At 48.7% G+C, this 20,130-nt stretch carries 22 protein-coding genes; 18 read left to right on the top strand and 4 right to left on the bottom strand.

What is annotated here, in order from left to right; translation table 11 throughout:
- Window positions 1-450 precede the first annotated feature (450 nt).
- From V3O24_RS01745 to V3O24_RS01705, 9 genes are all read left to right on the top strand, one after another.
- Window positions 451-1,080, top strand: coding sequence for a pit accessory protein (locus V3O24_RS01745; RefSeq protein WP_331305916.1), 630 nt, complete (start codon window positions 451-453; stop codon window positions 1,078-1,080).
- Window positions 1,081-1,090: 10 nt separating this feature from the next.
- Window positions 1,091-2,203, top strand: coding sequence for an inorganic phosphate transporter (locus tag V3O24_RS01740; RefSeq protein WP_331305915.1), 1,113 nt, complete (start codon window positions 1,091-1,093; stop codon window positions 2,201-2,203).
- A 79-nt stretch (window positions 2,204-2,282) separates the two neighbouring features.
- Window positions 2,283-2,900: a hypothetical protein gene (locus V3O24_RS01735; protein WP_331305914.1), complete on the top strand. Its 618-nt coding sequence runs from the start codon at window positions 2,283-2,285 to the stop codon at window positions 2,898-2,900.
- A 48-nt stretch (window positions 2,901-2,948) separates the two neighbouring features.
- Window positions 2,949-3,332, top strand: coding sequence for a rhodanese-like domain-containing protein (locus V3O24_RS01730; RefSeq protein ID WP_104424007.1), 384 nt, complete (start codon window positions 2,949-2,951; stop codon window positions 3,330-3,332).
- 251 nt (window positions 3,333-3,583) lie between these two features.
- The gene (locus V3O24_RS01725; protein WP_331305913.1) at window positions 3,584-4,138 is read left to right on the top strand and encodes a hypothetical protein; all 555 of its coding nucleotides are present in this window, start codon (window positions 3,584-3,586) and stop codon (window positions 4,136-4,138) included.
- Between the two features lie 335 nt (window positions 4,139-4,473).
- The gene (locus V3O24_RS01720; RefSeq protein ID WP_331305912.1) at window positions 4,474-6,123 is read left to right on the top strand and encodes a DHA2 family efflux MFS transporter permease subunit; all 1,650 of its coding nucleotides are present in this window, start codon (window positions 4,474-4,476) and stop codon (window positions 6,121-6,123) included.
- Window positions 6,124-6,125: 2 nt separating this feature from the next.
- A complete protein-coding gene (locus V3O24_RS01715) occupies window positions 6,126-7,610 on the top strand; it encodes an efflux transporter outer membrane subunit (protein WP_331305911.1) in 1,485 nt (494 codons plus the stop codon).
- 146 nt (window positions 7,611-7,756) lie between these two features.
- Window positions 7,757-7,993, top strand: coding sequence for a hypothetical protein (locus tag V3O24_RS01710; RefSeq protein ID WP_331305910.1), 237 nt, complete (start codon window positions 7,757-7,759; stop codon window positions 7,991-7,993).
- Between the two features lie 11 nt (window positions 7,994-8,004).
- Entirely contained in the window at window positions 8,005-9,198 is a 1,194-nt protein-coding gene (locus tag V3O24_RS01705) for an HlyD family efflux transporter periplasmic adaptor subunit (protein ID WP_331305909.1), read from the top strand.
- Between the two features lie 145 nt (window positions 9,199-9,343).
- Here the strand turns inward: V3O24_RS01705 and V3O24_RS01700 are convergent, their stop codons facing one another.
- On the bottom strand, window positions 9,344-10,237 hold the full coding sequence (locus tag V3O24_RS01700) for a LysR substrate-binding domain-containing protein (protein ID WP_331305907.1): 894 nt from the start codon (window positions 10,235-10,237) through the stop codon (window positions 9,344-9,346).
- 127 nt (window positions 10,238-10,364) lie between these two features.
- Between V3O24_RS01700 and V3O24_RS01695 the strand changes: the two genes are divergently transcribed.
- From V3O24_RS01695 to V3O24_RS01670, 6 genes are all read left to right on the top strand, one after another.
- The gene (locus V3O24_RS01695; protein WP_181049889.1) at window positions 10,365-10,823 is read left to right on the top strand and encodes a DoxX family protein; all 459 of its coding nucleotides are present in this window, start codon (window positions 10,365-10,367) and stop codon (window positions 10,821-10,823) included.
- The gene (locus V3O24_RS01690; protein WP_331305905.1) at window positions 10,816-11,676 is read left to right on the top strand and encodes a pirin family protein; all 861 of its coding nucleotides are present in this window, start codon (window positions 10,816-10,818) and stop codon (window positions 11,674-11,676) included. Before V3O24_RS01695 ends, V3O24_RS01690 begins: the two co-directional genes overlap by 8 nt.
- A gap of 207 nt (window positions 11,677-11,883) precedes the next feature.
- Window positions 11,884-12,486: a nitroreductase family protein gene (locus tag V3O24_RS01685; RefSeq protein ID WP_331305904.1), complete on the top strand. Its 603-nt coding sequence runs from the start codon at window positions 11,884-11,886 to the stop codon at window positions 12,484-12,486.
- Between the two features lie 419 nt (window positions 12,487-12,905).
- Window positions 12,906-13,205: a BrnT family toxin gene (locus V3O24_RS01680; protein WP_331305903.1), complete on the top strand. Its 300-nt coding sequence runs from the start codon at window positions 12,906-12,908 to the stop codon at window positions 13,203-13,205.
- The gene (locus V3O24_RS01675) at window positions 13,189-13,455 is read left to right on the top strand and encodes a BrnA antitoxin family protein (protein ID WP_331305902.1); all 267 of its coding nucleotides are present in this window, start codon (window positions 13,189-13,191) and stop codon (window positions 13,453-13,455) included. The genes V3O24_RS01680 and V3O24_RS01675 overlap by 17 nt, the downstream gene beginning before the upstream one ends.
- 76 nt (window positions 13,456-13,531) lie before the next feature.
- A complete protein-coding gene (locus V3O24_RS01670; RefSeq protein ID WP_331305901.1) occupies window positions 13,532-13,672 on the top strand; it encodes a hypothetical protein in 141 nt (46 codons plus the stop codon).
- A gap of 252 nt (window positions 13,673-13,924) precedes the next feature.
- Here V3O24_RS01670 and V3O24_RS01665 read toward each other — a convergent pair whose 3' ends face one another.
- The 3 genes from V3O24_RS01665 to V3O24_RS01655 all read right to left on the bottom strand — a co-directional run bounded on the left by V3O24_RS01665 (window position 13,925) and on the right by V3O24_RS01655 (window position 17,360).
- On the bottom strand, window positions 13,925-14,971 hold the full coding sequence (locus V3O24_RS01665) for a RelA/SpoT domain-containing protein (protein ID WP_331305900.1): 1,047 nt from the start codon (window positions 14,969-14,971) through the stop codon (window positions 13,925-13,927).
- A gap of 399 nt (window positions 14,972-15,370) precedes the next feature.
- Window positions 15,371-16,438, bottom strand: a complete 1,068-nt coding sequence (gene rlmN / locus V3O24_RS01660) for a 23S rRNA (adenine(2503)-C(2))-methyltransferase RlmN (protein ID WP_331305899.1) — start codon at window positions 16,436-16,438, stop codon at window positions 15,371-15,373.
- Window positions 16,439-16,883: 445 nt separating this feature from the next.
- Window positions 16,884-17,360 (bottom strand): MarR family transcriptional regulator, encoded by a 477-nt coding sequence (locus V3O24_RS01655; protein ID WP_331305898.1) that lies wholly within the window; start codon window positions 17,358-17,360, stop codon window positions 16,884-16,886.
- Between the two features lie 471 nt (window positions 17,361-17,831).
- Between V3O24_RS01655 and V3O24_RS01650 the strand changes: the two genes are divergently transcribed.
- The 3 genes from V3O24_RS01650 to V3O24_RS01640 all read left to right on the top strand — a co-directional run bounded on the left by V3O24_RS01650 (window position 17,832) and on the right by V3O24_RS01640 (window position 19,954).
- A complete protein-coding gene (locus V3O24_RS01650; protein ID WP_104423994.1) occupies window positions 17,832-18,209 on the top strand; it encodes a hypothetical protein in 378 nt (125 codons plus the stop codon).
- 343 nt (window positions 18,210-18,552) lie between these two features.
- Window positions 18,553-18,789, top strand: coding sequence for an ATP-dependent metallopeptidase FtsH/Yme1/Tma family protein (locus V3O24_RS01645; RefSeq protein WP_104423993.1), 237 nt, complete (start codon window positions 18,553-18,555; stop codon window positions 18,787-18,789).
- A 352-nt stretch (window positions 18,790-19,141) separates the two neighbouring features.
- On the top strand, window positions 19,142-19,954 hold the full coding sequence (locus tag V3O24_RS01640) for a class III extradiol ring-cleavage dioxygenase (protein WP_331305897.1): 813 nt from the start codon (window positions 19,142-19,144) through the stop codon (window positions 19,952-19,954).
- Window positions 19,955-20,130: the final 176 nt, after the last annotated feature.

Raw genomic sequence — 20,130 nt, 5'->3', positions numbered from 1 at the left:
ATGCAATAAAGCCCAACGCTTCACTGCTCGCCGCCGGTAATATCCTCAACTGCAAGATCGCTTGCCTAATACTCCGTTTGCACATACCGGTGTCATATCGAAAACCGCCAATCAATCGGCCGTTTGACATAGCCATGCTTGACAGGATTATAGGCCGTAAGTTGGACTGAATGAAATGAAGCCCAACAATTCACCGTCGTTATCAATGTGCTCGCAATGACTATGCTGGAGAACGATACGATACCGATTGTGTAACAATTTTTGCTTTGCCGTATAGTCGGTTAGGCCGCAACCCCAGATCCCGCACGTCAGTAAACCGGCCGTTTGAGCGCTTTATTAAACCCACATTTAGCTGTTTCAACTCAGAACTTTTGATGATTAAGAACGTTGTTATGCGATAATAGGCCGATAAAATTAATAAATGCCTTATGGCTTAAATAAGGAAACACCATGTTCTCATTACAAACCATCTTCGGTAAAGGCGATAAATTTTATGGCTTGCTTGAAGCCAGCGCCGAATCCGCGCGTTCGTCTACCAGCGCATTGATCGAGCTTTTAAGCACGCCGGCGACGCAACAATCATTGGAAAAGTTTAAACAGGCGCGTCGCCGGGAAAAGGATTTGTTCGCGCAAATCAGCGAGGCCTTAGTTAATACTTTTGTTACCGTGCTCGACCGTGAAGATATTGAAGATCTTAGCAGCGCCCTCTACAAAATCCCTAAAGTCGTGGAAAAATTTGCGGAGCGGTATACCGTAGCCTTGGGCCGTATTGGCGATGTGGATTTCGCCGGCCGTGCCGAGATGCTGGAACAGGCCTGCGAAGTACTGGAACAAATGGTCAGACTGTTGCGTAAAGGGATGGATTTGGATGAAATCAAAAAACTAAACGACCGGCTGCAAACCATTGAAGCCGAAGCGGACCATGAAATACTTGAGTTGTATCGGGATGCCTACGCCAATGAGACCGACCCGATCCGTTACCTGGTAAAAATGGATTTGTTTGAAATCCTCGAAAAAGCGATTGACCGCTGCCGAGATGCGGGCAATGTCGTCTACCACATTGCCTTAAAAAATTCATAAAAGGGTTGCCATGCTGACCTTGCTCTTGCTTGTCATTTTTGTAGCGCTGGTATTCGAGTTCATCAACGGATTCCACGATACTGCGAACTCCATTGCCACGGTTGTCGCCACCAAAGTATTGACGCCGACTCAAGCGGTCATGCTCGCCGCAGTGACCAATCTGGTCGGCGCGTTATCGGGTACCGCAGTGGCTAAAACCATTTCATCGGGATTGGTGGATACCGGCCTGGTGAATATCACCTCCGAAGTCCTGATCTGTGCGCTGATCGGCGCAATTATCTGGAACCTGATTACCTGGGCGTTGGGGCTGCCGTCCTCTTCCAGCCATGCCTTGATCGGCGGCTTATGCGGCGCTGCGCTTGCTGCCGGCCACAATAATTTCGATGTATTGATCTGGTCGAAAACCGCCGCAGTCTGGACCGAAAACAAAGGACTGCTTTGGAAAGTCGTGCTTCCGATGATCAGTTCGCCGGTTGTCGGTTTTACCTTGGGTATCGTTATCATGGGCGGCTTGATGGCTGTCATCAGCGGCATGAATTCGGCCGGTGGCGTTATGGAGCGATTGGCCCGCCCAAAATGGGTTAATGCATTATTCGGCAAAGCCCAGCTTTTGTCGGCCGGCTATATGGGCTTTGCGCACGGCAGCAACGATGCGCAAAAAACCATGGGCATCATCGCGTTAGCCATTTTTACCGCCAACAGCGCCGGTACGCTCGATCAGTTGCCGCAGTGGGCCGAATTTTTAAAGCCGGATGGCGGAGAAAAAGACATCGATACCTGGATTGCCTGCACTTGTGCTTTGGTCATGGCGCTGGGTACCGGGGTAGGCGGGTGGCGTATCATCAAGACTCTCGGCCATAAAATGGTCAAGTTGCACCCGATACACGGTTTCGCGGCCGAAACCAGCTCAGCGACCATTCTGCTGACCGCCGCCCATTTCGGCATGCCGGTTTCCACCACGCACAGCATTTCAACAGCGATTATGGGCGTAGGCTTTGCGAAGAATCCTCACGCGCTTAAACTGTCGGTCATCGAACGGATTGTTTGGGCATGGGTTTTGACGATTCCGGCAGCGGGCGGGGTTGCCTGGGGGTTGGTTAATTTGTTGTTTTTATTGGATTAAAGCAAGAATCAATGGGGCTGTCCCCATCTTTGTGTTTGAAAATTTGTCTTGAATTTGCTGCAAATTCCCGGAGGTTTCGATGGCGACAACTAACGTTTTATCAAAGAACCTCCCTTGTTGTCACGCCAAGAAAAGCCCGGTTGGATTGACGGGACTTTTAACGCTATTGCTCTTGTTAAGCGGCTGTCAGGCCGCATTAACTCCAGAGCAGGTTGCCACGGCATTTTGGGTGGCGATGGCGGAAGGCAATCTCGACTCGGCCAGAGAATATGCTACTCAAGAAACTCGGCATCTGGTGACTAAACAGCAAAACCTGGAAGAAGCGACAGTAAAGACCGGCGCGATTTTAATCGACGGCTCCAATGCAACGGTCGCAACGATCATGACCTTAAAAAAACCTGAGAACAACAAGGAGTTGTCTTTTGATACCGTCTTATTAAAAGAAAACGATCTATGGAAAGTCGATTATCAGCGAACGCTCAATAATCTTTCAAACCTGCCGTTCGGAGACATTTTTAAAAGCTTGCGGGCGATAGGCGAAACCATTAACAAGGAACTGGAACAGCAGATTCCTTTGTTTGAGAAACAAATCAAATCCTTCAGTGATGAGTTGATACGGCAATTGGACGAATTCCGCCGTCAGCTGGAAAAAGCGGCCCCGCCTGAAAAACAGCAGCCTCGTTCCAGCACAATATAACTTAGTTCTCCAACGCAGACTTTTATCTGTTTACCAACGGGTGTTCTTATGAACTCTAAAACTATATTTCTCCTCATCGCTTTTATTCTCATCGTTACCGGCTGCGGGTTTCAAAAACCGGACTACCTGAAAATGATAACCGCGACTGAGTTAAACCGGAGCATGCAAAATGAGGATATATTCCTGGTTGATGTTCACACGCCTGAGCAACAACATATCAAAGGTACCGACCTTTTTATTCCCTACAACGAAATCGAGAAATACAAAGACAAACTTCCCAAAGACAAAAATACCGCTATTTATCTGTATTGCGAGGGCGGCCCGATGGGCAATGCCGCGGCAAGGTCTCTGCATGAATTAGGTTATCCTAACTTGCTCAATCTTGAAGGAGGAGCAAAGGCTTGGCGTAAGGCAGGCTTTGGTTTTGAATAAGCGGATGCGTGGTATTGGTTGGGCTTGATGTGACGCCCTATTCGCGGAAGGCCGAGGTTGATTCATCGCGGCCGGTGAAGTTTTAAATTGCAAGGAAAATCAAATTTTCAGCTTGTTCCCGTCTAAATGTCCCCTATTTTCGGATTGAATTAATAACCCAGTAAAGCTTATGAAGCCGGCAAAAAAAACAGCTGACTATTTGAACTTTTACAGGCCGACGCTGCCGCAGCAACTACTTGGGGCGTCAGTCGATGAGAGCTAAAACCTTATGCGTTGTTACTTGTTTATTCGGCCTTTTGCTCGCTGGCTGTGGAGAAATAAAGAACGTAACGCCTTCATGGTGGGATGAAGCTCAAGTCGAGAGTTTCTCGTTAGGCGAACAACCCGAGATTGTGATCGGCAAGGAACCGCTGGTTCGATTAATGGCGTTATCAATCTTGTGGTCTTGGGTTTTGTTTGGCTGGCTGTCTTTTAGCAAACCTTCCTTAAAAGGCCGGGTCCTTTTTTCGCCGATTATCGTCTGGGGCGGGGTTTGGATGGCCTGTTTGTTTGTCCTTCCGCTGTTGTATATGGTTTCTTATATGATTACCGGAACGGGCTATATAATGGACTTTTCTTTTGTTTTCTTTAATGTTTTGGGGCTTACCGTTGCCTGGTTTGCTTTTGCGCTGGTCGAAGAGCTTGTCCATAACCTTAACGGTAATCGGCCCCCCTTAATCGCTTTTCTACTGTTTTTGACTGTCTGGAGTTATATTTTTACCTCCCGTGACGTTGTCGATCTTATGCTGTATCTTGTCCGGCCATAGTAAGCGCCAACTCAATATCACCCTGCCGGCCGATTCCGGCTGCCCGAAACAACGTTCAAACAGCCTTGGTTGACCAAAACTCAAGATAAAGGGACGCCACAGCAAACTTGCTGACCGGCGGCTACGCGGAACCATTGACTATAGTTGATTACGATATTACGTGAAATTCACGATATTTAGTGACTTTACGTTTGCATAGCGTTTGGCTCTTTATTGTTTAATTCATTAAGTCGATGATTTAAATAGATGTGACCGGCTTTTATCGGCTCCGGCACGGCACTTGCCCTGATACGGTTAACATTCCGTTGTTGCGAGTCCAAGGAGACTCCAAAGCCATGACCTCAACCGATAAAAATGCCCGCGCCGCCTGGGCGACATTAACCCACGACAGCCTTAATGCCCGGATCGGCAAGCGAACGCTGACCGGCGTACAGTTTTTCCTGCTCAATTTCGGCTTGCTGCTGGGCAACATTCTGGTGCTGTTCAATACCGGTGCGTTCGCCTCCGTCAGCCTGCACGCCACCGGCGATTTGGGAGTCAGTCCCAGTCACGCCGGCTGGATGCAGACCTATTATTTTATCTGCCTGGCCTTGGCGCTGCCGGTCAGTTCCTGGTTGGCGGCCGCCGTCGGCGAAGTCCGGCTGTATTTGACCGCAATGGTTGCGATGACATTGGCTTCGCTGCTGTGCGCCTTTACCGGTGACCTGTTCTGGTTTTTGTCGGGCAGGGCATTGCAGGGTTTTTTCGGCGGCTTGACCATCCCGCTGTCGCAAACTCTGCTGATGCGCGAATACCCGGAATCGTCCAAATCCTTCGCTGTGTCGTTGTGGAGCATTGCCGCGCTGAGTCCGTTCACGCTGGGCCCTGCCGCCGGCGGCTGGATCGCCGACCACTTGGGCTGGCGCTGGTTGTTCTACCTGAATGTGCCGTTGCCGCTGCTGGCGGCGGCGCTGGTTTGGGCCTTGCTGTTCGACAGGCACTCTCCTCAGCGTAAAACGCCGTTCGATACTCTGGGTTTTATCTTATTGGCCGCAGTGCTGGTTTGTTTGCAGACCGTGCTGAATCAGGGCCAGGATTCGGATTGGTACAATTCGATTCAGTTGGTCGTCATGACGCTGGCCGGATTGCTGATGTTGGCTTACTTCATCGTTTGGGAGCTGGCGGAACGCTCGCCGCTACTCGATTTACGGCTGTTCGCGCGGCGCAATTTCGCGATCGGCAGCATCATGCTCAGCCTGAGTTTTATGTTGATGTACGGCCTGTTGTCGGTGCTGCTGGTGCGTTTGCAGGTCGTGGCCGGTTACACCTCGTTTCTGGCCGGCAGTGTGCTGTTGCCGCTGGTGTTTCTGGCCAAGCCGGTGGCCAGTATGATGCACCGGATCGTGCATCGTTTCGATGCCCGCCTGCTGGTCAGTTTAAACATGCTGCTGTTTGCGCTGTATTGCGGATTGATCAGTCGTTACGACTTTTTCGGGCGCGGCGGCTGGTTTACTCAGCCGTTGTGGGCTCAGGTGTTGGAAGGATTTTGCTTGGGCGGTTTGTTCGTGCCGCTGACCACGCTGTTTCTTGCCGGCTTGACGCCGAGACGTCAAATCCAGGCGGTGGAACTGGCCGGCATGCTGCGGGTGCTGGGCGGCAGTATCGCCTCGCCGTTATTGGGCGTATTTTGGGAGCGGCGCGCCGCCTTCCACCAAAGCCGGTTAAGCGAAAATTTTTCATTGCACGACGGCCAATCCCTGGAGACTATCGCCCGCTTACAGGCGGCCGGTCTGCACGATCAGTTGGCCACCGCCAAGCTGGCCGCAGTGTCAGGTCGGCATGCTGCGATTCTCGGTCTGGACGATACCTTCCGGCTGGCGGCTTGGCTGTTTACCGGCTTGGCCGCAGCAGCCTGGCTTGCTCGCCCGGTCGGGCCGAAACCCGAGGCGCGGCCTAAAGACGACAGGCGGCAGGCGGCTTTGGAAGATCTGATCGAGGAGCCGTAGCCATGATCCGGTTTAACAAAACAACCGTGTTGGCGGCTGGTTTGTCGCTGTTGCACGGCTGCGCATTACTGCCGGAAGACGGAACGCGTGCCAAATTGCTGGATACGCCTAAGTTAAGCCAAACCCTGAACGGCGACACCCAAGCCGAGAATATCGTCCGGGAATGGCCGAAGGCGCAGTGGTGGCGGGATTTTCACAACGCCGAACTGAACCGGCTGATCGAAACCGCGCTGAAAGACAGCCCAAGCCTGCACGCGGCGGCGGCGCGCTTGACCCAGGCGGAAGCGGTAGCCGATTTTCAGGCCGCCGAAATGCTGCCCAGCATCAATGCCAGCGTCGAATTTCATCAACGCCGCTTTTCCGAAACCGATTTTTACGGCCCCAACGGCGGCAAGACTTTTACCGGCGCGTACATCGATCCTGCGGTATTTCGTTATCACCTCGATCTGTGGGGCAAGGATAAAGCCGCGCTGGAATCGGCGTTGGGCAAAGAGAAGGCTCAGGCTTCGGAATTGGCGATGGCGCGGTTGATGCTGAGTACAGCGATTGCCCGCAGCTATATCCGTCTGTGCTCGTCCGAGGAAGACATCGAACTGGCTCATGGACTGACCGGGCAAGTCGAGCAAAAACTGCAACTGGCCGAGTTGCGCTGGCAACGCGGATTAACCAGCCGGGATTTGGTTTACGCGGACAAACAGCAGTTGGAAGCGGCGCGGCAGCGCGAAACCAGCGTGCGCAGCCAGGCGCAGCGATTGCGCAACCGTCTGGCGGCACTGGTCGGCCAGGGGCCGGATTGGGGCAAGACCATTCATGTGGCGGAAAACAAGGTTGCCGGACATTTGCCTCAGCCGGAAGCGATAGCGCTCGGATTGCTCGCGCACCGCCCCGATGTAGCGGCGGCGATGTGGCGCGTGGAAGCCGCCGCTCAATTGATCAAAGTGGCGAAAACCAATTTTTACCCGGACGTCAATCTGGTCGGCTTTGCCGGTTTGCGCAGCCTTAATCTGAAGGATTTGTTCCTGTCCAACGGCGCGAGCGTGGCTTATGGGATGGGGCCGACGATTACCCTGCCGATTTTTGAAGGCGGGCGGCTGGAAGCCGAATTGAAGAATCAGCAGGCGGCTTACGATGCCGCCGCCGAAAGCTACAACGAGACGCTACTGGCCGCCGTGCAGCAGGTTGCCGACAGTCTGGCCGAATGGCGGCAAACGCTGGAACACGATGCGGCCCAGCAACGTGCGCTGGAAGCGGCCGAAGCTGAAGCCGAGCTGGCCGGAAAGCGTTACCGGGCCGGTCTGAGCAGCCGCGACGGCATTATCGAGGCCGACGCGGCGCTGATCCGGCAGCGGCTGACCGCCAGCGAGATGCACAACGCTCATCTGCTGGCTGCAATCGGATTGATCGAAGCGCTGGGCGGCGGCTACGAAAACACCACCATACAAGCCCTCTCCAAAGGGACGACTGCACGGATGCAGGCGGTTGAGTAACGCAAGGAGCAGTTGCCGAGAGGGTTGGGTGAGGGGAAATCAAAATAAGGAAAAAGCTTGTTTTTATCCCCTCATCCCGGCCTTCTCCCTGAGGGAGAAGGAGTGCGTTCTAAAGTTAACACTATTGCCTAATAAGGTAGACAAAGATGACTAATACCCAAACCAAATCCCAGTGCTACTTCGGCTTTCATCAGCGTCAACAGCAGCGAAGAGGCTCGTTCCCACGCGCTACGTGGGAATGCAGTCAAGGCGCGCTGCGCCGCGAGTCGTGGTTAGTGCGTCGAAATGCAGGGCATTTCAACGTAGGACGCAGCGCGTCCCATATCGCATTCCCACGCAGCGCGTGGGAACGAGAGCTATACAACAATGAAAATGCCCAATAATGTAGACAAAGATGACTAATACCCAAACCAAACCCCAGCGTCACTTCAGTTTTCACCAGCGCCGGCAGCACCGAAGCTATCGGCTGTTGCTGGTGACTGCGGTCGCGTTGCTGGCCGGACTGATTTACCTGATTTATTGGTGGAATTTTGCCGGTCGGTTCGTAGTCACCAACGACGCCTATATCACCGGCAACCTGGCCCCGCTGAAGGCGCAAACCAGCGGCACGGTGGTGGATGTGCGGGTCGATAACACCCAGCATGTACAGCAGGGCGACGTGCTGGTGCGTCTCGACGGATTACAAGCGAAGGTCGCTCTGGAACGGGCCGAAGCCAATCTGGCCGATAGCGTGCGGCAGATCGAAACGGCGTTCAGCCAAGCCGACATGCTGCGCCAGAAACTGGCCTCGAAAGAGGCGATCCTGAATCGCAGCCTGAAAGACCTGGCCCGGTATCGCAGCGTGGCGGGCGACGGGGCGGTATCGGCGCAGCAGATTGAGGACAGCGAGTTTCAGGTCCGCGAGCTGGAGGCCGATGTTCGTCAGATTCGCGCCGAATTGGGCGGAGCCGAAGCGTTGATTCAAAACACCAGTCCGGCCGATAACCCGAAGGTGTTGCAGGCGGTCGCCGCGCTGAAACAGGCTTATCTGGACAATGCCCGGCAGCAGATTGTCGCGCCGGTCTCGGGTTTCGTCGCCAAGCGCACGATCCAGCCCGGCGAGCAGGTTCGCCAGGAAACGCCGTTGTTGGCTATCGTGCCGCTGGATTATTTATGGGTGGAGGCCAATTTCCTGGAAAACGAACTGGCCGATGTGCAGCCCGGTCAGCCGGTGGAAATCACTGTCGACCTGTACGGTTCCGGCATGGTTTATCACGGCGAAGTGCAGGGCTTGGGCGCAGGTACCGGCAGCGTGTTCGGCCTGTTGCCGCCGGATAACGCCACCGGCAACTATATCCATATCGTCGAGCGGGTGCCGGTACGGATCGGCTTGCGCGCCGAGGAACTAAAGGCCAATCCGTTGCGTCCGGGGCTATCGGCGGTGGTGCGGATCGATACCTCGCATCCTGGCCGCTCGGTGCTGGAGCCTTTAACCACGACGCCCGCTACGGCCTATAAAACCGAAGTTTACGATCATCAGCTGGATGGCGTCGAAGTATTGATTCAGAAGATTATTGACGGCAATAGGCAGGCAAAAAAGCCGGTGTAGGTAGTTAATTAATTCACCACGAAGGCACGAAGGCACGAAGGACACGAAGTTTTATGTTTTCTTCGTGTCCTTCGTGCCTCGGCAATTGCTCCTGCATTGCTCTACCTCCTGCATCCATGCAGTCGTTCGTGGTGAGTAAAAAATCTTAAATGAAATCATGCCCCGATAACTGCTCGATAAACCAGTGCAGGACTTTACCTTTATTGGTTGTTTTCCAGGCCATGTTAAGCGTATCTACAGGTATCGTGTCTTCTACAGGCAACGGGATCAGCAGGCCTTGTTCGAGCCTATCCTGAATCCGGTGAGCCGGTAAAAAGCCGACTCCCAAGCCTGAGCATAAGGCGTGTATCTTGTCCTCGACCGACGGTACGCTCAATACCGGACGCTTGCTGAATACCCGATGGCTTTGCGGAGCCTGATTCCTTGATGAATCCCTGACCACGATAAAGCGGTGTTGTTCAATCAGCTGCCGGGAAAGCGGCAGTGGTGCTTGGGTCAGCTGATGGCCCGGCGCAACGGCGAAAACCCATTCGATCTGCCGGATCTTTTGGTATTTAATGCCTTGACTCGGTGTTGCTTCAGCGCCTGTGCCGATGACCAGATCGGCCCGGTTGCTGGTTATCGCTTCTTGCGCGCCGCCCAGCACTTCTTCATAAATATTGATTTCAATATCCGGCAGCACCTCGTAGAACCTAGCTATTAACGGGTAGATGAAATCAAAGCTTAAAATCGAATCTATCGCGATATTGAAAACAGGTTCCCAGCCGCTATGGGTTTTCTTGGCGGCTATCGCCAGGCGTTCGGTTGCGTCTAGGATTTCCCGGCCTTGTTCAAGCAACACTTTTCCGGTCTCGGTCAATACGGCTTTTCTGCCTTCCTTGCGAAACAACACCACATCCAGATCTTGTTCCAGTTTCTGCACGGTATAAGATATTGCCGAAGGCACCCGAAACAATTCGTTAGCCGCTGCGGCAAAGCTGCCTTTCCGGGCTATCGCATCCAGTACTTCCAGCGCATCAAGGGTGATAGGGTATTTCATGCTGCTTGCCCGTTTTTATTGTTCAAATATTCTGAATCTATTAAGCAAAATTGATCGCTTTTTATTATTCCGGCCAATTCTATAATGATCTCGACATTTCAAATTCTTTAACATTTAAGAGGGTATCATGAAAAATTTAATCAATAAAACATTGGATTCTAACGCGGGTTTGGAAGCTGTGATATTACGTGTTCCTATCGGCTTGATTCTGGCCGCGCATGGCAGCCAAAAATTATTCGCGTGGTTCGGCGGTTACGGATTGGACGGAACCGGGCAATGGATGGCGTCGGTGGGGCTGACTCCAGGGTTTGCGATGGCGTTATTGGCGGGCAGCGCCGAATTTTTTGGCGGCGTCGCGTTAATTTTGGGTTTGTTGACACGTCCTGCGGCGATCATTAATGCGCTGACGATGCTGGTGGCACTGTTTTGGGTGCATTGGGGGCACGGCTTTTTTCTGGATACGCATGGTATTGAATATGCGTTGGCTTTATTATCGGCAAGCACGGCGCTGATATTTATCGGTGGCGGACAGTACTCGCTGGACGCTCTGATCGAGACAAAACTACTGGAGGCGGAAGATGAATAAGCAAACACGGCAACTCGCGGCTGTAATAAGCGGGCAAAACACCTCGGATGGTGCCGGTGTTAAGTTGAAACGCATCGTCAGTCAGCAGCAAAAAAACGCTTTCGATCCTTTTATTTTGTTAGACGAGTTCGGCTCCGATGAGCCGACGGACTATGTCGGCGGTTTCCCCGATCATCCGCATCGCGGCTTTGAAACCGTGACCTATATGCTGGCAGGCGCGATGTTGCACCGCGATCATCTGGGACATGAAGGGCATCTGCGGGCAGGCGACGTGCAATGGATGACGGCCGCGCACGGCATTATTCATTCGGAAATGCCGGAACAGGAAAACGGTTTGTTACACGGCTTTCAGCTATGGATTAATCTGCCTGCCAAAGAAAAAATGAAGCCGCCGCATTACCAGGAGTTTGCCGCCGCAAAAATCCCAAGCGTTGCCTTGGCGGATGGCGGTTACCTCAAGGTTATCGCCGGTGACTATGTGAGCGAAACACAAAAAATATCCGGCCCGGTAACAGGCGTATCGACACAGCCGTTGTATTTCGATGTGTCGTTAAGCCCCAAGCAGCAACTGGATATACCGATAGGCGCGGAACACACCGTCTTGGTCTATGTGTACAAAGGGGAACTGGCTGTCGGCGCCTCGGACAGGGTCTTAAAAGCCGGGCAACTCGGGCAGTTACAAAACGGCGATAACCTACAGCTGGCAACACAAGAGCAGTCGGCGCAATTTCTGGTGCTGGCCGCGCTGCCGTTAAAAGAGCCGGTAGTGCAGTCCGGCCCGTTTGTGATGAACAGCAGCGAAGAAATCGAACAGGCGTTTCGTGATTATCGTGACGGCGTGTTGACGCAGTAGGATTTCGCCAAAATAGCTTCCGCTTATAGCTCCACGCTCCCTCTCCTGTTGGAGAGGGTTGGGGTGAGGAGATTAAAAATAAGGCAAAATCTTTATTTGATCCCCCTCATCCTAGCCTTCTCCCTGAGGGAGAAGGGATTATCCATCCGGCCGTGATGAGGAGCGTGGCTAAATCGATTTTTATCTAACCAGACTAAGGAGACAAACATGCAGCAAAAACCGGCAACAACCCGTGTAAAAATCCACGATATTATCCAGGCCCGCTGGAGTCCCAGGGCTTTTGATCCTGACAAACCGGTGAGTCATGACGATTTGCTGGCGCTGCTGGAAGCCGCGCATTGGGCGCCGTCTTGTTTTAACGACCAGCCTTGGCGGTTTGTGGTGTGCGATAAAGTCACCGATGAAACCGGCTGGCAACATGCGTTTTCAATCCTGGCTGAAAAGAACCAGAGATGGGCCAAGAACGCCCCGGTGTTGATACTTGCTGTGGCAATGGAAAATTTCAATCATAACGGGCAACCTAACCGCTGGGCGATGTACGACACCGGAGCCGCCGGCGTCAGCTTGTGCTTGCAGGCTACGGCGATGGGAATGTGCGTGCATCAAATGGGCGGTTTTGATGCTGAAAAAGCCCGAGAGGTTTTTAATCTTCCGGGCGATTGCAGGCCGATGGCAATGATGGCCGTCGGCTATCAAGCCGATGCGGATGTGCTTGATGACGATTTTAAGGAAACCGAATTAGCCGCTCGTTCCAGGGCGGCGCTGAATGAACGCTTTTATGCGGGGCAATGGGGCAGGGGAGTTGAATGAATTTGTAAAGCACTGGACTTGATCTGACAATTGCCAAGATTAGCTTCAACTGTATCGGACATTGACTGTCTCAGTTCGACCCTGAGCAGTCACGCATTCCAGACTCCCGAATGACGGCATACCCAATGGCCAGTCGATTACAGCGAACCAATTTGGCACGTACATAACTCCCATGTAGCAAGTTGGAGATGTTTAATTCTACTTTGTCATATTATGCTCAAGCTCGTCATCCCCGCCGGGAGCGGGGATCCAGTGCCAGGGATGGTAAGCTAAAATCCATCCATGGAGCCTGGATTCCGGCAATCCCTGCCGGAATGACGACCCTAAAATGTGCCTCCATTGAATCTGAAAAAGTAGAATTAATGAGCATTAAAACAGATAGACTTGATTTTCATTGTATACCTTCATAATATACGTTTATGATTGATTTTACTAAAATTACAGAATTCGATTGGGATGAAGGAAACGCTCGCAAGAACGACAAGCACGGCGTTTCAATGGCTGAAGCAGAGCAGGTTTTCTTCAATGAACCACTACTTGTAATTGACGATACTAAACACAGTCAAGGCGAGTGCCGCTTTCACGCACTAGGTAAGACAAACGAAGTTCGGATGTTGCATATCACATTCACCCTGCGTAATGCTGGCGAGAGTATACGTGTTATATCAGCCAGAGACATGCACAGAAAGGAGCGCAAAATTTATGAGCAAACAACTTAAAACAATTCCAAAATTCGCCAATGAAGCCGAAGAGCAGGCGTTTTGGGAAACGCATGATTCCACAGACTATATGGATTGGACGAAAGCCCAGCGGGTAGTGCTCCCTAACTTAAAGCCAACGACAAAAACGATTTCACTGAGACTTCCTCAGCACCTTCTTGATTCGATCAAAGCCGCCGCTAATTCGCGGGATGTACCCTACCAGTCACTTATAAAAGTATGGTTGCAGGAAAAGTTGCATAGCCAGTGATATAGTGAGACCGTCGCTTTCAACCGGAAAGGGGCATTGGTGAGCCGTTTTTAATCTTCCGGGCGATTACAGGCCGATGGCAATGATGACCGTCGGCTATCAAGTCGATGCGGATGTGCTTGATGACGATTTCAAGGAAACTGAATTAGCCGCTCGTTCCAGGGCCGCACTGAATGAACGCTTTTATGCGGGGCAATGGGGTAGGGGAGTTGAATGATTGTAAAACGCTGGACTTGTCTGACAATTGCCAAAATTAGCCTCAACTGCATTAGACATTGACTGTCTCAGTTCGACTCCTTTGAGACATTCGGATATGGATTTAAAGCTTCCTACAGCGGTCACTGACAAAGTATCACTATCAACCTATTACTGGCACTCCGGCCTTGTACTCACGCCCTATGTAAAATGAATGATACCGGGGCTTTTTGCATAACTTGCATTATGCGGAGTTTTTTCTTAACTGATAATGTTATTTTACGGAATTAAATATTTTGTTAGCTTCTATTAGTCGTTCTATATTTTTTGCAAATTCTGTTGTGTCAGCAAAATAGTTTGGATACGCCATTTTCAAACCACGCACTGACTCCGCAGAGACCAAAACAACATCTTTATTAGCATTATCTTTAAACTCTTTTTCTAGATTTGCATATTGCTCCGTTGCTTGATCTATTTTTTCTGCTGAGAATCTACGGAGTTGAATATTTGACTTATCTATTTCTAATACCAATAGAAAATAATCTCCCTTTTTGTCATTACCAAGATGTTTAGTTGATACGGCAAATGCTTTCAATCTTGGGAGCACCCCAATTTGATCAATGTACTTAATCAATTCGGCGCGATCTGTCGAACTGGCATTTTTTTTAACTTTTTTATTCTCGATATCTTCAAAAGCAATACTTGCCAATTTAAAAAAACTCAACCAAGCTTCGTGTCCTTGACTAGCTTTAAGAGATTGACCGGTAAAAGTTCCAACAACTTCTACTGCTGTTGCCCATGAATGCTGCACCTTGCTGCGAATTTGTAATTCAACCGAGTGTCCGGCATATTCTTTTTTCTTGCCGTTATATCGATAGATCAGATGTATTCCACGATAACCAGATGGCTTAGGGTGTTTAATATAATCTCTTTCTCTATGCAGACTATTTCGAGTGCTGCCTTGAGTAATTCTTTTCCGAACTTCATATACATTTGCTTGATTAGCTACAACAATTCTACAACCGGCGATATCCTCCATTCGATCAAGCTTCATGTCAGCTTCCCTAAGAAGCTTAGCCAGTATCGAGGGGGTTCTTTTTAGTCGTTGTACAATAATTGAATTTCCGTCAACCTCAAATGCTTTCTTACGAAAATAGCCCAACATTGACTGAATTGGATATGCGTGAGATGAACGCCAATTTGACAAAACATCATAAGCTTCAAAATATTCGAAAATATCCGTAGCTCCAGGTCCTCGGATAAGACAATCACCAGCCCTTCTTACGGCTTTTTTTGAATGTTCCAGCTCTGCCCAGGCCAATTACCTCACTCCTTATTTAATTAGGTTATTCATTCAATTAAGAACGATTCGCTTCGCGAGGACAGGGGTAAGCAGTACTGTCCTTTACTTTTATTTTTGATAGATTTACATTCCGGCTAAATTTTTCAATCGGATAAATTTTGGATTATTCTACACTGTTCTTTAGGTGATATGTCTAACGTTTTTTGTTATGTGAAATTCAAAATCAGACTGCCGAAATAACAATACTCCTATAAAAAGACTTCGTACAATACTTTCTATTCTCAAATTCAATCCACCATTCCTATATAAATCGCGTAGTCTCGTAGGGTGGGCAACGTATTTCTGCCCACCGCTTTTATTCGCTAAACGGTGGGCAAACGATAAAGCTGTTTGCCCACCCTACAGGCTACGGGCTATTTAATTTTTAGAATTGAGTTGTCCGCATGCTGCTAATACATCATCGCCTTTAGCACTTCTTATTAAAGTCGGGATTTTAAAAGTATCTAAGACTTCTTTAAACTTTTCAATTTTATCCAAATCAGGATGATTATAATGTGATCCTGGGAATGAGTTAAAAGGAATTAAGTTTATATAAGCCCTTTTACCAGCCAGTATCGTTCCCAACTTTTTAGCATCATCTTGAGAATCATTAAAATCTTTTATCAGAATATATTCATAAGTAATAAATTGCTTTTTATTTAAAGGTATCTTGTCAATAGTTGCCAACACTTCATCCAGCGGATATTTCATATTAATGGGAATAAGTTCATTCCTCTTTTCTTTAAAGGGTGAATGAAGGGATAACGCAAGGTTCACTCCAGGAATTTCCTGGCTCCATCTTTTAAGTCCGGGAATATAACCGGCCGTTGAAATAGTAATTTTTTGAACACCAATTGAAGTTCCGTGTTTTGATAAAAATATTTCGCACGCTTTTTTGACGGCGTCAAAATTGTGTAAAGGTTCGCCTTGTCCCATAAAAACAATATTTAAAATTCTCTGTTCTCCAGGTCTGTTTTTCGCTAACCAACGCCAGGCCTGTAGAAACTGGCCAACAATTTCACTTGTAGTCAAATTTCTTTTAAGTCCTTGTTTCCCGGTAAAACAAAAAGAACAATTCATTGCACAGCCAACCTGCGATGAAAGGCAAATAGAATATTTATTATGAAACGGAATAAGGACGGTTTCAATTTTATGATTGTCTTTAAGCTTAAAAAGAAATTTTACTGTTCGATCTTTTTTTGACTCATGAACCGTATCGATTTCGGGTAGAGAAAAGTCGAAATTATTTTGAAAAAAGGCCGATGCACATTTGGAAATTTTATCATGGCATTGAGTACCTTCTTTTTTCTTATAATGCCAATTAAAAAGAACTGTCGCTGCTGAGGGGTTTAAATTATTCTGATTTATAATTGTTTCTAAATCGGAATAATTTAGGTCATAAAAGGATTGTTTCAGAAAATGTCTCCTGGCAATATCAAATACCAATGGTTTGAAATATTGGATTTGATAACGTAATTATATTGAACCTGTTTATAAGGTTTGATTTTTGTGATGTGCAGAGGGTAATGCTTTTTATCATATATAGGCTTCCAGACTTTCGCCCAAGCTTTACCGTACTTCATTCTGCCATTATTCATCGTCATAAAGCTGCCAGTCACTACAGGCAGTTTATGGCCCAACTGAGACCGTCAGTGTCAGGTTCAATCTAAACAAATGGTAACTACTCAGCAAATCGAAAATCGCGGAGAACTTGCTCCCTCTCCTGATGGAGAGGGCCGGGGTGAGGAGAATTTAAATAGCAAAAAGCTTTATTTTGATTCTCCTCACCCTACCCTCTCCAGCAGGAGAGGGATGTTGTGCTTCGTGCTGAATAGTTACAACAAATGTTTTGAAACTGGCAGATCAAGTTCAGCGCTTTACAAATAATGGTCTACTCATCGGTTTCATCGGCAAGCTTTCCGCTCCCGTTGCTGCGCAATGTGGTTACAGTTTCGTGTAACCGCAACAGGGTGGATTCAAGGTTCTCTACGTCTTCCGGGGAGTAGTCATTAAATATCCGGTTAATGAATACCAGATGCTCGGGAAAAGTGCGTTCGTATAAAGCCTCACCCGTCGCAGTCAATCGCACAATCTGACTGCGGCCGTCCGTTTCCGAAGCCACCCGTTGCACCAGTCCTTTGTCTTCCAGGCGGCTGATTACGCCGGTTAACGTCCCTTTGGTAATTAATGTTTTCTCGCCCAGTTTTTTGAAAGTCATACCGGGCGTGTCGCCTAAGGTGATGATGATGTCGTATTGCGGCAGCGTCAGATCCAGCGTGTGAACATGGGTTGCTGCATAGGCTAAAAACGCTTGATGCGTCCTTAATAGTTCACGCAGCACGGTTGGGAATGTTGAGGTAGAAGTCATATTTTTACAGTTTATTGTTTTAGCTAGTACGAAATAGTAACCCTAACTAAATTTAACCTCAAGATTTTTAAAGATTATGCAGCAAGTCGGTAAGCTCATCACATCCGCTCTACCGTCAAAACATTTATCTTATTTATTGCCTATGCACCGGGTTATTTTTGGTGTTTTCGGCAAGACTTGCCGACGATGCAGCTTCAGGCGAGCGTAGTCAGGGACTGCTTAATTTTGTATGCATTCGAGTATAATACTTTGATAAATAACAGTTATATCGACAAGTGCGAGTGGGGTTGCCGACTGGAAAAACAGGTCCCATAAAAAATTAGTCCTGATTAGAACAAATAATAGTTCTAATCAGGACTAAATCTGCTAGACTATAACCATACCTAGCGAAGGACTCGAATCTTTCTTACAGCAAAGTTCATGAATCGTTAAGTATCAATATTCTGTTTATCAACTATGAGGTTTACCCCCATGAACACATTGAAAAAAATCCTGGCTACTATTGTTATGACTGCAATGACATCAACCGCTTTTGCGGTAGCGAATCCTTCGTATGAAGACGTTAGGGCGGCTATCGACAATACGCTGGCGAAAGTGGAAGAGGCTAAAGCCGCTCTGGACACTGGAGCTAGCAACGAAGCGGTTATCGATATGGTCACCGATGCCCGCCAATTGCAAAAAGATATTGCCAATAACGTACTTGATTTAAAACGCAATCAAGCCAGCAATGTGTTGAAGCAAGCGCGCACGGCTTTGTCGAACAATGAGCCGCAAGCGGCGAAAGAGTCTTTGGCTGATGCCTTAAACCGGTATAAAGAAATCAAACAGCTCTACGCGGCTAACCACTAATCGCTCTAAATAAAGGATGGCCGTAAAGCCATCCTTTATTGTCTCGGGGAAATGGTTGCCTGCGACTTTACACCGGGACTCCATTTTTTTAAGACTCTCATCATCAATAAAGTCAGTGCATTTGATGCGCGTGTGCTGACCTTGGACACCAAGTCCGAGCGTTTCTTACCTCCGAAATAACGTGATTGTAGATTCGTTCGCCAAGTGGCGAATCGGTGATGCGGGTCTTTTTTATACCACGGTCGGTGGCGACGAATACGAGGCTAACCTCCGTCTTGAAAGGCGAAAAAAACCAAACATCGAATCAGCGCATTTTTGCCCTTTGCCTTAAGAGGCGACGCCCATGAAAAAATTATTAATCCCTCTGTTGTTCATACTGGTTGTGATCGGCATTACGATGTTTGCGGCGTTTAATGCCACTTCTTTTGCATACAATCAGCAAAACGAGATTCCCTATTCGGAATTTATCGAGGCGGTGCGTAACAACGCGGTTACAGAACGAACATCAGCCCCCAGGCAGCGGACCGCTGGTTTTGTCCTGAACCCGGAATTGGCTAGCCGTTATCTAAGGAAGTGCTGAACATATTGATTCCGTTCATGGTTCGACAAGCTCACCACGAACGGAATCAATATGTTACCGTTCGTCCTGAGCCTGTCGAAGTTACCCTTACCCTTACCATTGCCGTTGAAGCCGTCAAGGAATAAACCTTTGGTTAAAGCCCCATATCAGAATATAAATAAACAACGGTAACAGGTTACTGTTATCGTTATTAAGGAGTACGACGCGCCTGCTCGCGCGTTGTAACGATTCGTCGCCGACTTTCCAGACCGCCCTCATCGTGGATTTGAGGCGCGTACTTGCATACAGGTTACACAAGTATCATCTGGTAACACGGGGCGATCACAGTAATACGCACATTGGCCAAGCAATCATGAACAGCGAATCAAATAGTTTACCCAGTTCTGTTGTGTACCTTTCTCATGGAGGAGGACCTTTACCCTTGCTTGGAGATAAAGGCCACCGGAACATGATCAATATTATTAGGGAGATTACTCGAACACTTGCAAAGCCCAGCGCTATTTTAGTCATTAGCGCGCATTGGGAAGAGGGGAAGCCAACCATTACCAGCGGGGCATCTCCTGCATTGATATACGATTATTATGGGTTTCCCAAAGAATCCTATGAAATCGAGTATTCTGCACCGGGCTCGCCTGAGCTGGCGAATAAGATTTTTAATCTGTTGGAAAAAGCCGGTATTGACGCAAAGTTAGACAACCGGCGAGGTTTTGATCATGGTTTATTTGTGCCATTAAAGCTTATGTATCCCAATGCAAATATCCCCTGTGTCCAATTGTCTCTGGTCGATAGTTTGCAGCCCGAAGAGCATATCCAGATTGGCAAGGCCTTAGCTGATTTGAGACAAGAGAACGTTCTTGTTATTGGTTCCGGGTTTTCATTCCATAATCTCAAGGAATTTTTTGCGCCATCGACAAAAGAAGCCCGATCTATGAATGAGTCCTTCGAGCAATGGCTGATTGATACCTGCTCTAACAGTCAGTTGACTGAAGCGGAGCGGGAACAACGGTTGAAAAATTGGGATAGCGCCCCGGCCGCAAGATTCTGCCATCCAAGAGCTGAGCACTTACTGCCCTTACACGTTTGCTATGGCGTCGCCGGCACTGCGGCAAAAAGAGTATTCGAGTTTGAAATAATGGGAAAAATGGCGAGTGCTTATCTTTGGTAAAACGATTTTATTCAAAACAAAACATAAAAAACCATTTGGGGGGGAGATACCGTTAAACTAAGGATCGTGCATAAATTAATTTAGGCAATTACCATGAAGAGCATGAAGGACATGAAGACTTAAACCTTTCATGCCGCTTCATGTCCTTCATGGTTAAAAAATGAAAAATAAAACTT

Origin of the sequence: Methylobacter sp. Wu8 (assembly GCF_036440755.1) — a bacterium.
Lineage (GTDB): Bacteria > Pseudomonadota > Gammaproteobacteria > Methylococcales > Methylomonadaceae > Methylobacter_A > Methylobacter_A tundripaludum_A.
Note: the sequence above shows the minus strand (reverse complement) of the source record. Positions and strands in the feature narration are given on the sequence as shown.